15 protein-coding genes are annotated in these 12496 nt (G+C 72.4%); 7 read left to right on the forward strand and 8 right to left on the reverse strand.

The annotated features are described in order from the left end of the window. The first annotated feature begins 88 nt into the window (after window positions 1-88). Window positions 89-514 (forward strand): OsmC family peroxiredoxin, encoded by a 426-nt coding sequence (locus FHS39_RS07995; RefSeq protein WP_184347723.1) that lies wholly within the window; start codon window positions 89-91, stop codon window positions 512-514. A gap of 30 nt (window positions 515-544) precedes the next feature. Here FHS39_RS07995 and FHS39_RS08000 read toward each other — a convergent pair whose 3' ends face one another. Together FHS39_RS08000 and FHS39_RS08005 are read right to left on the reverse strand one after the other, a co-directional pair. Continuing rightward, the gene (locus tag FHS39_RS08000) at window positions 545-1135 is read right to left on the reverse strand and encodes a class F sortase (protein ID WP_184347725.1); all 591 of its coding nucleotides are present in this window, start codon (window positions 1133-1135) and stop codon (window positions 545-547) included. Between the two features lie 136 nt (window positions 1136-1271). Further along, window positions 1272-1898, reverse strand: a complete 627-nt coding sequence (locus FHS39_RS08005) for a hypothetical protein (protein ID WP_246469988.1) — start codon at window positions 1896-1898, stop codon at window positions 1272-1274. A 164-nt stretch (window positions 1899-2062) separates the two neighbouring features. Here FHS39_RS08005 and FHS39_RS08010 point away from each other — a divergent pair, with 164 nt between their 5' ends. Continuing rightward, complete coding sequence (locus FHS39_RS08010; protein ID WP_184347727.1) at window positions 2063-2578, forward strand: isochorismatase family protein; 516 nt, start codon at window positions 2063-2065, stop codon at window positions 2576-2578. A gap of 23 nt (window positions 2579-2601) precedes the next feature. On the opposite strand, the gene FHS39_RS08015 is transcribed toward FHS39_RS08010, so the two are convergent. Continuing rightward, window positions 2602-3054, reverse strand: a complete 453-nt coding sequence (locus tag FHS39_RS08015; protein WP_184347729.1) for a MarR family winged helix-turn-helix transcriptional regulator — start codon at window positions 3052-3054, stop codon at window positions 2602-2604. Window positions 3055-3202: 148 nt separating this feature from the next. Between FHS39_RS08015 and FHS39_RS08020 the strand changes: the two genes are divergently transcribed. Beyond that, complete coding sequence (locus tag FHS39_RS08020) at window positions 3203-4216, forward strand: NADP-dependent oxidoreductase (protein WP_184347731.1); 1014 nt, start codon at window positions 3203-3205, stop codon at window positions 4214-4216. An 88-nt stretch (window positions 4217-4304) separates the two neighbouring features. Beyond that, window positions 4305-5114, forward strand: a complete 810-nt coding sequence (locus tag FHS39_RS08025) for an EI24 domain-containing protein (RefSeq protein WP_184347733.1) — start codon at window positions 4305-4307, stop codon at window positions 5112-5114. On the opposite strand, the gene FHS39_RS08030 is transcribed toward FHS39_RS08025, so the two are convergent. Together FHS39_RS08030 and FHS39_RS08035 are read right to left on the reverse strand one after the other, a co-directional pair. Further along, window positions 5095-5829, reverse strand: coding sequence for a carbon-nitrogen hydrolase family protein (locus tag FHS39_RS08030; RefSeq protein WP_184347735.1), 735 nt, complete (start codon window positions 5827-5829; stop codon window positions 5095-5097). The genes FHS39_RS08025 and FHS39_RS08030 overlap by 20 nt on opposite strands. Before the next feature lie 7 nt (window positions 5830-5836). Further along, a complete protein-coding gene (locus FHS39_RS08035) occupies window positions 5837-7138 on the reverse strand; it encodes a pyroglutamyl-peptidase I (RefSeq protein WP_184347737.1) in 1302 nt (433 codons plus the stop codon). 89 nt (window positions 7139-7227) lie between these two features. Between FHS39_RS08035 and FHS39_RS08040 the strand changes: the two genes are divergently transcribed. Then, entirely contained in the window at window positions 7228-8052 is an 825-nt protein-coding gene (locus FHS39_RS08040) for an MgtC/SapB family protein (protein WP_184347739.1), read from the forward strand. 100 nt (window positions 8053-8152) lie between these two features. On the opposite strand, the gene FHS39_RS08045 is transcribed toward FHS39_RS08040, so the two are convergent. Continuing rightward, window positions 8153-9046, reverse strand: a complete 894-nt coding sequence (locus FHS39_RS08045) for a GDSL-type esterase/lipase family protein (RefSeq protein ID WP_184347741.1) — start codon at window positions 9044-9046, stop codon at window positions 8153-8155. A 297-nt stretch (window positions 9047-9343) separates the two neighbouring features. On the opposite strand from FHS39_RS08045, the gene FHS39_RS08050 reads away from it, so the two are divergent. Then, window positions 9344-9838, forward strand: a complete 495-nt coding sequence (locus FHS39_RS08050) for a DUF3145 domain-containing protein (protein WP_045932676.1) — start codon at window positions 9344-9346, stop codon at window positions 9836-9838. A 47-nt stretch (window positions 9839-9885) separates the two neighbouring features. Beyond that, complete coding sequence (locus FHS39_RS08055) at window positions 9886-10764, forward strand: NAD(P)-dependent oxidoreductase (RefSeq protein WP_184347743.1); 879 nt, start codon at window positions 9886-9888, stop codon at window positions 10762-10764. A 91-nt stretch (window positions 10765-10855) separates the two neighbouring features. Here FHS39_RS08055 and fabF read toward each other — a convergent pair whose 3' ends face one another. Both fabF and FHS39_RS08065 read right to left on the reverse strand, forming a co-directional pair. Further along, complete coding sequence (gene fabF, locus FHS39_RS08060) at window positions 10856-12118, reverse strand: beta-ketoacyl-ACP synthase II (protein ID WP_184347745.1); 1263 nt, start codon at window positions 12116-12118, stop codon at window positions 10856-10858. 67 nt (window positions 12119-12185) lie between these two features. Beyond that, complete coding sequence (locus tag FHS39_RS08065; RefSeq protein ID WP_045932673.1) at window positions 12186-12434, reverse strand: acyl carrier protein; 249 nt, start codon at window positions 12432-12434, stop codon at window positions 12186-12188. Window positions 12435-12496: the final 62 nt, after the last annotated feature.

Raw genomic sequence — 12496 nt, forward strand, 5'->3', positions numbered from 1 at the left:
CCTCCCCGGCCCGTACGGCCTCTACGACCCCTACGGTCACTCCTTACGACTCGCTCAACGACCCGCACGCAACGGAGAGGAACGCATCGTGGCCACGAACCGCATCGCGCACACCGTCTGGGAAGGCGATCTGCTCAAGGGGAGCGGCGTCGTCTCCCTCGACTCGTCGGGCGTGGGCAAGTACCCCGTCTCCTGGCCGTCGCGCGCCGAGCAGGCGAACGGCAAGACCAGCCCCGAGGAGCTGATCGCGGCCGCGCACTCCAGCTGCTTCTCCATGGCGCTCTCGCACGGTCTGGCCGGTGCGGGCACGCCGCCCACCCGGCTGGAGACCAAGGCCGAGGTCACCTTCCAGCCCGGTGAGGGCATCACCGGCATCCACCTGACCGTCAGCGGCGAGGTCCCCGGCCTGGACGAGGCGGGCTTCGCGGCGGCCGCCGAGGAGGCCAAGAAGAACTGCCCGGTCAGTCAGGCCCTGGCCGGGACGACGATCACGCTGGCGGCCGAGCTCGCCTGAGGCGTACCGGCACCCTGCGCGGCCCTGGCGTCACGGCGTCAGGGCCGCGTAGACGATCAGGTTCTGCGCCGGCCGCCCGGTGGCGTCGGGGTCGCCCGCGCAGGTGACCAGCCGCAGCGCCTTCTCCTTCGTGGCGCCGTACACCTTGCGGGCGGGGAAGGTCTTCTTCGCCACCGTCTCGGTGCCGGTCACGGAGAAGTGCAGCACCTTGCCGTCGCCGCGCTTGATGTCGATCGCGGTGCCCCGGCTCACCTTGTGCAGGTCGCGGAAGACGGCCTTCCCCTCCGGGGTGGTGCTGTGCCCGATGATCACGGCGGCCCCGGGCTCGCCGGGCCGGGCGCCGCGCGTGAACCAGCCGGCCGTCATGCCCTTGTCCGGCGGCGGGGACTGCACGGTCTGGTCGTCGTTCAGCCCCAGCCGGATCAGCGGGCTGTCGACGCCGAGGGAGGGGATGGCGACCCGGGACGGCTCGTCGGCCGAGGCGGGCCCACCTATGACCTTGTCCGTCTCGCTGCCGAGGGCACAGCCGCTGACCAGCGCGGCCAGCACTACGGCCAGCAGCGCGGCCGCCAGGGCGGGGGGCGATGGGCGCCTGCGGGGCGCCGGGCGCGTACGGGACATGCCACCCACCGTAGGGACCGGCCCGCCGCCGGCGCCTCGGCCTATCGGCCAGTACCCCTCCGCCTCAGGTCCCATTCAAGTGCCTCTGGGGGCAACCCCAAGACGATCTTTCGGTCGCCCCCGCGCTCGTAGGCTGCTAGTCCACCAGCCGCTGGAGGAGCCCCCAGGTGAACTCCGCCACGTACTCGCCGCGCTCGCCCTGTGCGTCGGGCGCCGAGAAGGCGAGCCGCCAGCGGGTGGGTGCCGTGCCCTCCATCGGCCGGGCGGGCGCGAAGGCCCGTGCCACCTCGTCGACCGTGCACGACCACGGCAGCAGGTCCCGGGCCGTGCGCAGCGCGGGACCCCGCGCCCCCGGCGCGCGGACCAGCCATTCGTTCCACACCGCGCCGCCGGGCACGCTCAGCACCTCGAACCGCAGGTCGGGCCAGAGCGGTACGGGCCAGGCGGCCGCCTCCACGTCCAGGTCGCCGATCCGGCGCTCGGCCACGTACTCGGGCGGACCGAGCACGGAGCGGTAGCGGGCGGCGGCCGAGCGGCGCCGCGGGGAGTGCAGCATGGCCTGCCAGCGGCGGTTGGCCTCGCGCATCTCGGCGCGCTCGATGTCGAGTTCGCGCAGCGCGTCCTCTACCAGGCCGGGCTGGTGGTCGGCCATCCGGCGCAGCAGGACGAGCTGGAAGTCGAGCGGGCCGAAGGCGGCCTGGAGGCCGGGTCCGTCGGTGCGTTGATGCGGGCCGTCCGGTTCGGGGCCGGGATCTTGTGTCATGGGGCCATCGTTGCGCACCTCGCCCGGGGCGGGTGTGTCGTCCTCCGGGATGGGGTTCAAGTTCCGCCGTAGGGCCGTACTTTCGCGCAACCTTTACCTCCTGTCGGCCGGGAGCTGTCCCGGAGGGCGCCCGTGCCGGGGGCTTGGCCGGTACGGTCTGGGCCATGACGGAAATCGACCCCCTGCATACCGCACTCGTCCTCGTCGATCTCATGGAACGCGTCGTCGCGTTGCCGCTCGCCCCGCATTCGGGCGACGAAGTGGCCGAGAAGTCGGGGGAGTTGGCGCGTGCGTTCCGCAAGGCGGGGGCGCCGGTGGTGCTCGTACGGGTGGAGCGGCCGGGGGTCGCGGAGCAGCCGCCCGGCAGCGGGCTGCTCGCCGGGCTCGCCGAGCCGGACGACATCGAGATCGTCAAACGGACCATCGGCGCCTTCCACGGCACCGGACTGGATGCCCGGCTGCGGGAGCGGGGCGTGCGGACGCTCGTGCTCGCCGGCATCGCCACCAACCTCGGGGTGGAGTCGACCGCTCGCGCCGCCGCGGACCACGGTTACGAGCTGGTGTTCGTGGAGGACGCGATGTCGGCCCTGACGGCGGAGGAGCACCGGGCGTCGGTGGCGCTGGACATGCCCCGGCTGGGCACGGTCGCCACCACCGCGGCGCTGCGGCTTCCGGGCTGAGCCTTTAGGGGGCGGCGGCGGGCTCAGTCTTCTGCCGGGTCCTCGCCGAGCATCCGCTTGAGCAGGTCGCGCAGTGCCGTGCGTTCCGCGTCCGACAGCCCGGCCAGCGGTTCGCGGGCGAAGTCCAGGGACTCCCGGACGCGTGCGGCCGTCTCCCGGCCGGTGGCGGTGGGTGCGGCGAGCTTGACGCGGCGGTCGTCGGGGTCCGGGCGGCGCTCGACCAGGCCGCGGGATTCGAGGCGATCGACGATGCCGGTGACGTTGGACGGCTCGCACTTGAGCTTCTGGGCGATCCGCCGCATGGGCAGGGGCTCCCGGGCGAGCAGCGCCAGCACGCGTGCCTGGGCGCCGGTGAGGGAGTGCCGCCCGGCGGCCTCCTCGTACTCCTCGTGATAGCGCGCCACGACGGTCCCGATGAGCTCGACCACTTCGAGCGTGAGGGCATCGGTGCGGGGCGGCGTGGTGCGGGGCGTCATGGACACCAGGTTAGCGCGTTGCTTGACAACATGAAATATCGAGGAGCATGGTTGTTTCAGTTCATGAAGCATTTGGGCTCGAAGCCGTGAAGCCCAGAGCGTGAGAAGCACAGTGCATGAGAAGCACAGAGCACTAGGAGGCGCCCCCATGTCCGCCCTGCCCGCCACCTCCCGTGAATGGCACCTGGTCGCCCGCCCGCAGGGCTGGCCCAAGCCCGAGGACTTCGCGCTGCGGGAAGCTCCGGTAGCCGAGCCGCGCGAGGGCGAGATCCTGGTGCGCAACACGCACATGTCGGTCGACCCCTACATGCGCGGCCGCATGAACGACGTCAAGTCCTACGTGCCGCCCTTCCAGCTCGACCAGCCCATGGACGGCGGCGCCGTCGGCGAGGTCGTCGCCTCCCGTGCCGAGGGCTTCGCGCCGGGCGACCACGTGCTGCACGGCCTCGGCTGGCGCGAGTACGCCGTGGTCGACGCCAAGCGCACCGTGAAGGTCGACCCCGAGGCCGCCCAGCTCTCCGCCTACCTCGGCGTGCTCGGCATGCCCGGCATGACCGCCTACGCGGGCCTGCTGGAGGTCGGCTCCTTCAAGGAGGGCGACGCCGTCTTCGTCTCCGGCGCCGCGGGTGCGGTCGGCAGCCAGGTCGGCCAGATCGCCAAGCTCAAGGGCGCCTCGCGCGTCATCGGCAGCGCGGGCTCGGACGAGAAGGTCCGGATCCTGACCGAGGAGTACGGCTTCGACGCCGCCTTCAACTACAAGGACGGCCCCGTCCTGGAGCAGCTCAAGGCGGCCGCCCCCGACGGCATCGACGTCTACTTCGAGAACGTCGGCGGCGAACACCTGGAGGCCGCCCTCACCGTGCTCAACCCGCACGGCCGGATCACCCTCTGCGGCCTGATCGCCCAGTACAACGCGACCGAGCCGCCGCCCGGCCCGCGCAACATCGCCCAGATCCTCGCCAAGCGGCTGCGCATGCAGGGCATGATCGTCTCGGACCACGACGCGCTGCGCCCGCAGTTCTTCAAGGAGGTCGGCGGCTGGCTGCGCTCCGGCGAGCTCAAGTACCGCGAGACGGTCGTGAGCGGCATCGAGAACGCCCCCGACGCCTTCCTCGGCCTGCTGCGCGGCGAGAACACCGGCAAGATGATCGTCGCCTTCTGACCCCCGCTCCCTCGGGAGAAACGTCAGGAGAAACGTTCCGTACGAGCGTGGCGGCCGCTTCCCCGCCCAGCCGATACGATGACCCGCCATGCGAGATCTTGTAGCGGGCATGACGTACCTGGCCAAGGGCCAGCGCTGGGTGGGGCGCAACCGTAGCCAGTGGGGCTTCGGGCTGCTGCCCGGGCTGATCACACTGGTCGGTTACGCGGCGGCGGTCGTCGCGCTCGCGGTCTGGGGGGACGACGCCGTCACCTGGGCCACCCCCTTCGCCGACGGCTGGGGGTCGCCCTGGGCCGGGCTGTTCCGGGCCACGCTGACCGCGCTGGTCTTCGCGGGCGGACTGCTGCTCGCGGTCCTGTCCTTCACCGCCGTGACGCTGCTGGTCGGACAGCCCTTCTACGAGTCGCTCTCCGAGCGCGTCGACCTCGCCGAAGGCGGCACGGCACCCCGCTCCGGACTGCCGCTCTGGCAGGAGCTGTGGATCTCCGCACGGGAGAGCGCGGCGGTGCTGGTGCGCGTGGTGCTGTGGGGCCTGCTCTTCTTCGTCCTGGGCTTCGTGCCCGTCATCGGGCAGACGCTGGTGCCCGCGGCCGGCTTCTGCGTCTCCGGCTTCTTCCTCACCGAAGAGCTCACCGCCGTGGCCCTGCAGCGGCGCGGAGTGCCCCTGCGGGAGCGTCTGCGCCTGCTGCGCTCCCGCAAGCTGCTGGCCCTCGGCTTCGGGGTGCCGCTCACCTTGCTGTTCCTGGTGCCGGTGGTGGCCGTCTTCGTGATGCCGGGTGCGGTGGCCGGGGCGACGCTGCTGGTGCGGGACCTGTTGGGGGAGGAGTCTCCCGAACCGGCCCGCCCCGAAGCCGAAGCCGCGCCCCGGCCCGCGGCCCTCAGCTTCCCGGCGCGCTGACCCGGGCCACCACCAGCCCCGCCTCCGCGTCCGGCCCCTCGGCCAGCACCGCGCCGTCCGGGCCCCACACCGCGCTGAGCCCGCACGCGTCGTACGGCCCCGAGGGGCCCACGTGGTTGGCCAGCAGCACGTGCAGGCCGTTGTCCCGCGCCAGCTTCGGGAAGATGGTCATCCGCTCCGCGGCGCCGCCGCCCCGCCCGTACAGCGAGCTCGCCAGCAGCACCCGGCAGCCGTCGGCCGCCGCCCGCTCGGCGAGTTCGCAGAAGTGGGCGTCGTAACAGATGACCAGCCCGAACCCGGTGCCGTCCACGGTGAACCGGCCGTCCGCCGTCCCCGGGACGAAGCCCGCGGCGTGCTCCGGGTCCGTCGGGTGCCGCTTGTCGTAGCGGGTCAGGAGCGCGCCGTCCGGCCCGTAGACGAACGAGCTGATCGTCGGGCCCGCCTCCCGCCGCCCCGCGCAGTTGACCACGGCGGCGACGCCCGCCTCCCGGCACGCCCGGACGAGGGGGGCCAGCCGGGCGTCGTCCGGCTCCATCAGGAACCGCTCCGGATCGCTCGTCACCGCCTCCAGCTCGTAGCCGGTGACGGCCAGTTCGGGGAAGACGACGAGCGCGGCGCCGTGCCCGCCGGCCTCGGTCACGAAGGCGGCCATCCGCGCCACATTGGCCGCGACGTCGCACGGCACCGACGTGAACTGTGCTGCTGCAATGATCATCCGGTCATCATCGCCCGGTGGCGGCCCCCACGGCCACCCTGATCACCGACCGTACCTGCGCCGTGATCGCCAGTCGGTTGCGCACGAACTCGGGGTCCGTGACCGCGCCGCCCGCCGGATCCGTGTTGCCCTCGCCGAACTGCAGCACCGGCGTGTGCAGATGCCCGCCCGGCACCCGCAGCCCCACCGCGTCGCGCAGCAGCGTCGCCCGGTAGGCGATCTCGTTGGAGAGGTAGTCGCCCCCGCCGCCCCCGCGCGCCGTCGAACCGGGCGTCGGCCCGTCCGGCCGGACGACCGGATCCGTGCCGCCCGCCGGTATCTCCGTGACGGAGGTGTTGTCGTGCACGGGGAACGGCCCGGTGTTCGCGCTCGTGATCGCGGCGTACGGCAGCGAGGTCGTCGTCCACTGCGGCTGCGGGTGCACCGTCGGCAGGTCCGGCGGGACCGGCACCGTCTCCGTACGGGATTCGCCGGCGTTGTCCGGATAGCCGCCGCGCCAGGCGCCGTTGGTCCGCTCGACGTCGAAACGGCCCGGCCTGCCCTGGCTGATCGTCATGAAGAGATCGGCCTTCCCGCCGTGCCCCGACGGCACCGGACCGGGCCGGAAGTACGGCAGCAGCGTCCGCTCGACCGTGCCGTCCGCGAAGTCCGCCCAGCGCACCGGGAAGACGGCCGCCTCGATCCGGGCCGGGCCCGCCGGAGTGTCGACCGTCGTGCCGTCCAGGGCGAGCGCGGCCGCCCCCGAGGGGTTGGAGCGGCGGGCGTCGTCGTCCAGCTCGAACGGGTCGAAGCCGGTGATCAGCACCCGCTTCACCTGCTGTCCGGCGGGCAGCTCGATCGAGTCCTGGCCGCGAGAGGAGCGCTCCACCGCCTCGATCAGCGCCGCCCGCCGCCGCTCGTCCAGGGCGAACGCGGGCCGCCACTCCCGCAGTGCCCGTGTCATGCCCAGCCGCGCCCAGTACAGCGGACGGTCGTCGTCCCGGCTCAGGTCGCCGCCTGCCGGCCCCCGGCCCTGCACCCGGTCCACCGCCCGCCGCCACAGCCGCCGCCCGTCCGCGGTCGCGAGCCGCCGGGCCTGCGCGGGCGTGCCGGTGTGCTCCAGCGCGCGGGCGAAGCCGGGCGCCACGTCGTCGAAGCCGCTGCGCCGCAGGATCTCCTGCGGTACGGCGCCGGTCAGGCGCTGCTCCTCCACGGTGAGCGGCGCGGGGGCGGGGGTGTCGGCGCCGGCGGGTGCGGCCAGGGCGAGCGGCGCGCACAACAGCAGGGCCGCGGCCAGCACCCGGGGGATCGAGCTTTGACTGGGTCTCATGGTGCGGAAGGAAACCACCGCGCCCGCCCGGGAGGAAGGGGTCCGTCAAGTCACTCGGCACACAGTCGACTTCGCGCCACAATGGCGAGATGGTCATTTCGCAGCTCACCGCCGCGCATGTCATATCCGCCGACCTCCACTCCGCCGGCGCCCACGCCGTCGTACGTCACGCCGCCCCGCTGTTCCACCCGGGCGCCGGCCAAGGGACCCGGCAGTTCGTCGAACTGGCCCTCGCGCTGCTGCTGTCGTCGCTCATCGGCCTGGAGCGCGAGCGGCAGCAGAAGAGCGCGGGGCTGCGCACGCACACCCTGGTGGGTGTGGGCAGTGCGCTGTTCATGGAGGTCTCGATGCACGGCTTCACCGCCGTGACGGGGCTGCCGGGCGTCGGTCTCGACCCCTCCCGGGTCGCCGCGCAGATCGTCTCCGGCATCGGCTTCATCGGCGGCGGCCTGATCTTCGTGCGCCGCGACGCGGTCCGGGGCCTGACCACGGCCGCCACCATCTGGCTGACCTGCGCGGTCGGCATGGCGTGCGGCGGCGGGCTGCCGCTGCTCGGCGCGGCCGCGACCCTGGTGCACTTCCTGGTGGTGCGCGGCTTCCCGATGGTCACCCGGCGGCTGTCCGTCACGCCGACGGCCGAGCGGGTCGAGCTGCGGCTGTCCTACCGGACGCGGCGCGGGTTGCTGGGCCGGGTGCTGGAGCTGTGCACCAAGCGCGGCTTCCGGGTCACCGATGTGCAGATCGATACCGAGGCGACGGACGGCCACGAGAAGGGCCACGGCAAGACCAGGGAAGCCGGGGTCGTGCTGAGCCTGGAGGGCAAGGGCTCCGCGCACCCGATCGTCGAGGAGCTCATGGACTGGGAGGGCATCTTCGGCGTCGGCCTGAGCGCCCACCGCGACAGCACGGAATGACACCGCCTCTTCCGGACGGGTGAACTCGCTTGGCAGTAAGCCGGGTTCATCGGATACGGTGCGGGGGGCGGGGTCACCTGACGGGCCCCGCCCCCCGGCGTCACGCGGCCGGTTCCCGGGCGGTGATTGTCCGGTACGCCATTTCGGCCAGTTCCCCCTGCCCCTGCTTGCTCGGGTGGAACCAGTCCCACTGGCTCAACTCCTGCCCGGTGAAGCCGTAGCCGTGCACCGCGCCGTCGTAGCGACACAGGGCGTCCCGGGCGCAGACGTCCTTCAATGCGGCGTTGTACTCGCCGACGCGCTTGTCGACCTGGGCGCGCCGCTCGACCGCCTCGGGGTCCTGGGCGTCGGCGTCGCCCAGCATGGACGGGCAGATGGCGGCCAGCTTCCACACCTGCTTCCCCAGCGCGTTCTTGCGCCCCTCGGACCACAGCCGTTTGAGGTCCGGCACCCCGGCCACGTACACCTGGGAGGTGGGCAGCGAGCGGCGGAGGTCGGCGATCGAGCTCTCGAAGTCCTTGCGGAAGATGTCCACCGGCGTCATATCGGCCACGCTCGGGCGACAGGCGTCGTTGGCCCCGAGCAGTACGGTCACCAACTGCGGCTTGTGGGCGATGGCCGAGCGCATCTGGCCGGGCAACTCGGCCATCCGGGCGCCGGTCCTGGCGTAGTTCCAGCTGTTGTCCGCCGGTTGGGCCAGCAGCCGCCGGGCGAGGCTGTCGACCTCGGTGCCGGTGGCCCAGGAGGCCTCGGGGCAGTCGGAGAGCAGGGAACAGGCGTCGAAGCCACGGGTGATGGAGTCGCCGAGCGAGGCGATCGACGCCGGGCGCGGGTTCCAGGCCGGGCGTGGGCTGGGCTTGGGCCGGGCGGCGGTCGGGCCGGCGTCGCTCGCGCCGCCCCCGTCGTCGCACCCCGTGGCCAGCAGGGCCGCGGCGAGCACTGTGACGGCGGCCCGCACCACCGTGGACCGCCTTCGCCTCGTGGCGCCCTCCATGGTCTTCTCCCCCTCCGGCCGGGTGATATCTGTCCTGGACCGACGGTACGTCACGCCGGGAACGTCATCGCACGGTAGCTTTTCTCCGGCCCCGATAACTGGCCCACGGCTTACAACACGTCACATCCTGTCGCATTTCAGGAGAATTGCCACCAGTGGTGTTTACTGTTGGTAACCTCGTAGAGCTTGGTGCGGGAGTGGCCATTGGGGCAGAATGCGTACTGCTGTCCCGGGCGGGACCGGTACGGATGCGAGGCCGCTGGGGAAGGTGAACCTCGAACCGCACGGGAGGTCCCGGTGACAACACGTGGAGTTCTGTATGTGCACTCCGCCCCGCGCGCCCTGTGCCCACACGTGGAATGGGCCGTGGCGGGCGTGCTCGGTGTGCGGGTGACCCTCGACTGGATCCGTCAGCCCGCCGCCCCCGACACCTGGCGCACCGAATTCTCCTGGCAGGGCCGGCCCGGCACCGCCTCCAAGCTCGCCTCCGCGCTGCGCGGCTGGCACCTGCTGCGCTTCGAGGTGACCGCCGAACCCTGCGCCACCGCCGAGGGCGAGCGCTACAGTTCCACCCCCGACCTGGGCATCTTCCACGCCGTCACCGGCATCCACGGCGACATCCTCGTCCCCGAGGACCGGCTGCGCGCCGCCGTCGCCCGCTCCCTCAAGGGCGAGACCGACCTCCAGGCCGAGATCGCCAAACTGCTGGGCAAGCCCTGGGACGACGAGCTGGAGCCCTTCCGCCACGCGGGCGAGGGTGCGCCCGTCAGATGGCTGCACCAGGTGGTCTGACCCTTCCGCCTTGCGCTGGAGTGAGGTCTAACCCCTAGCTTGAAGCCATGTCCGACACCACATCAGTAGCCGTCCTGGGCACCGGAATCATGGGCGCCCCCATGGCCCGCAACCTCGCCCGCGCAGGCCTCGCCGTCCGTGCGTGGAACCGCAGCCCCGAGAAGGCCGAGCCGCTCGCCGCGCACGGCGTGAGTATCGCCCGGACCCCCGCCGAAGCCGTGCGGGACGCCGACGTCGTGCTGACGATGCTCTACGACGGGCCCGCCGCCCTCGCCGTGATGCGCGACGCGGCACCGGGGCTGCGGCCCGGCACGGTCTGGGCCCAGACCACCACCGCCGGGCTGGAGGGGCTCGACGCCCTCGCCTCCTTCGCCGCCGAACACGGCCTGCTGTTCGTCGACGCACCCGTCCTCGGCACCAAGCAGCCGGCCGAAGAGGGCAAGCTCACCGTCCTGGCCGCCGGACCCGACGCGGCCCGCGCCCCGCTCGGCCCCGTCCTCGACGCCATCGGCACCCGCACGGTGTGGGTCGGCGAGGACGGCACGGACGGCGCGGCCAGCCGGCTCAAGCTCGTCCTCAACAGCTGGGTGCTCACCGTCACCCACGGCACCGCCGAGGCCCTCGCCCTGGCCAAGGGCCTGGGCGTCGACCCCGAGCGCTTCCTGGACGCCGTGGCCGGCGGCCCGCTGGACATGGGCTACCTCCGGGCGAAGGCCGCGCTCCTGCTCGGCGGCGAGCTCACCCCGCCGTCCTTCGCGACCACCACCGCCGAGAAGGACGCCCGCCTCATCGTCGCGGCGGGGGAGCGGGCCGGGGTCCGGCTGGACGTCGCGGCGGCGGGCGCCGAACGCTTCCACCGGGCCGTCGAACAGGGGCACGGCGACGAGGACATGGTGGCCTCGTACTTCGCCAGCTTCGACAGCTGAGGAGCCCTCGGGGAAAAACCGAAGGGCCCGTCCGGTCGTCAAGCGACCGGACGGGCCCTTCGCCCATATGGGCCAACGGCTCTCGGCGGGGTCAGAGCGTCCGCAGCGCCAGGACCACGTTGTGGCCGCCGAAACCGAAGGAGTTGTTGATCGCCGCGATGGTGCCCTCGGGCAGCGGGCGGGGCTCGCCGCGCACGATGTCCGCGTCGATGTCCTCGTCGATGTCGTCGATGTTGATGGTCGGCGGGGCCAGGCGGTGGTGCAGCGCCAGGACGGTCGCGACCGTCTCAATGCCGCCCGCGCCGCCGAGCAGGTGGCCGGTCATCGACTTCGTCGCGGAGACCGCCACGTGGTCCAGGTCGTCGCCCAGGACCTTGCGCAGCGCCTTGATCTCGGCCGCGTCGCCCTGCGGGGTGGAGGTGGCGTGCGCGTTGAGGTGCACGACCTCCGAGGCCTTGAGGTCGCTGGAGTCGAGCAGGTTCTGCAGGGCGGTGGCGATGCCGCGGCCCGTGGGCTCGGGCTGGGCGATGTGGTGGCTGTCCGCGGACAGGCCCTGGCCCAGCACCTCGCAGTAGACCCGCGCGCCGCGCCGGGCGGCGTGCTCGGCCGACTCCAGGATGACGACGCCGGCGCCCTCGCCGAGGACGAAGCCGTCCCGGGCCTTGTCGTAGGGGCGCGAGGCCTTCTCGGGCTCGTCGTTGTTCTTCGACATCGCCATCATGTTGGCGAACGCCGCGATGGGCAGCGGGTGGATGGCCGCCTCGGTGCCGCCCGCGACCACGACGTCGGCGCGGCCGGTGCGGATCATCTCCACGGCGTAGCCGATCGCCTCGGCGCCCGACGCACAGGCACTGACCGGGGTGTGCACGCCCGCCTGGGCGTTCACCTCCAGGCCGACGTTGGCGGAGGGGCCGTTGGGCATCAGCATCGGCACGGTGTGCGGGGAGACGCGGCGTACGCCCTTCTCCCGGAGCACGTCGTACTGGTCGAGCAGGGTGGTCACGCCGCCGATGCCGGAGGCGATGACCGTGCCGAGCCGCTCGGGGGCGACGGCGGGGTCCTCACCGGCCTTGGCGGTGAAGCCCGCGTCGGCCCACGCCTCGCGCGCGGCGATCAGCGCGAGCTGCGCCGACCGGTCCAGCTTGCGGGCCAGCGGGCGCGGCAGGACGTCTTCGGGGTCGACCGCGGCGGGCGCGGCGATCCGTACGGGGAGTTCGGCGAACCGCTCCCCTTCCAGGGGCTTGACGCCGGACCGACCGGCGAGCATGCCTTCCCAGGTCGAAGCGCTGTCGCCACCCAGCGGTGTGGTTGCGCCGATACCGGTGACGACCACGGTGCGATTGGTCGAGTTCACAGGGATTCTGTCTCCACGTGTAGAGGTGCTGGCACCGCCACCGCTCGGGTGGCGACGAACGCTACGGTCAGGCCTGGTGCTTCAGGATGTAGTCGGCAGCGTCACCGACGGTCTTGAGGTTCTTGACGTCCTCGTCCGGGATCTTGACGTCGAAGCGCTCTTCGGCGGCGACGACGACCTCGACCATGGACAGGGAGTCGACGTCCAGGTCGTCGGTGAAGGACTTGTCCAGCTTGACGTCCTCGACCGGGATGCCGGCGATCTCGTTGACGATCTCGGCGAGGCCCTTGAGGATCTCTTCCTGGGTGGCGGCCATTGCGGCGCTCCTTTTATGTATTGCGGTGGAACTGCGTTAAGGGAACTGCAGATGCGGTGAGA

The organism is Streptomyces olivoverticillatus (genome assembly GCF_014203555.1).
Lineage (GTDB): Bacteria > Actinomycetota > Actinomycetes > Streptomycetales > Streptomycetaceae > Streptomyces > Streptomyces olivoverticillatus.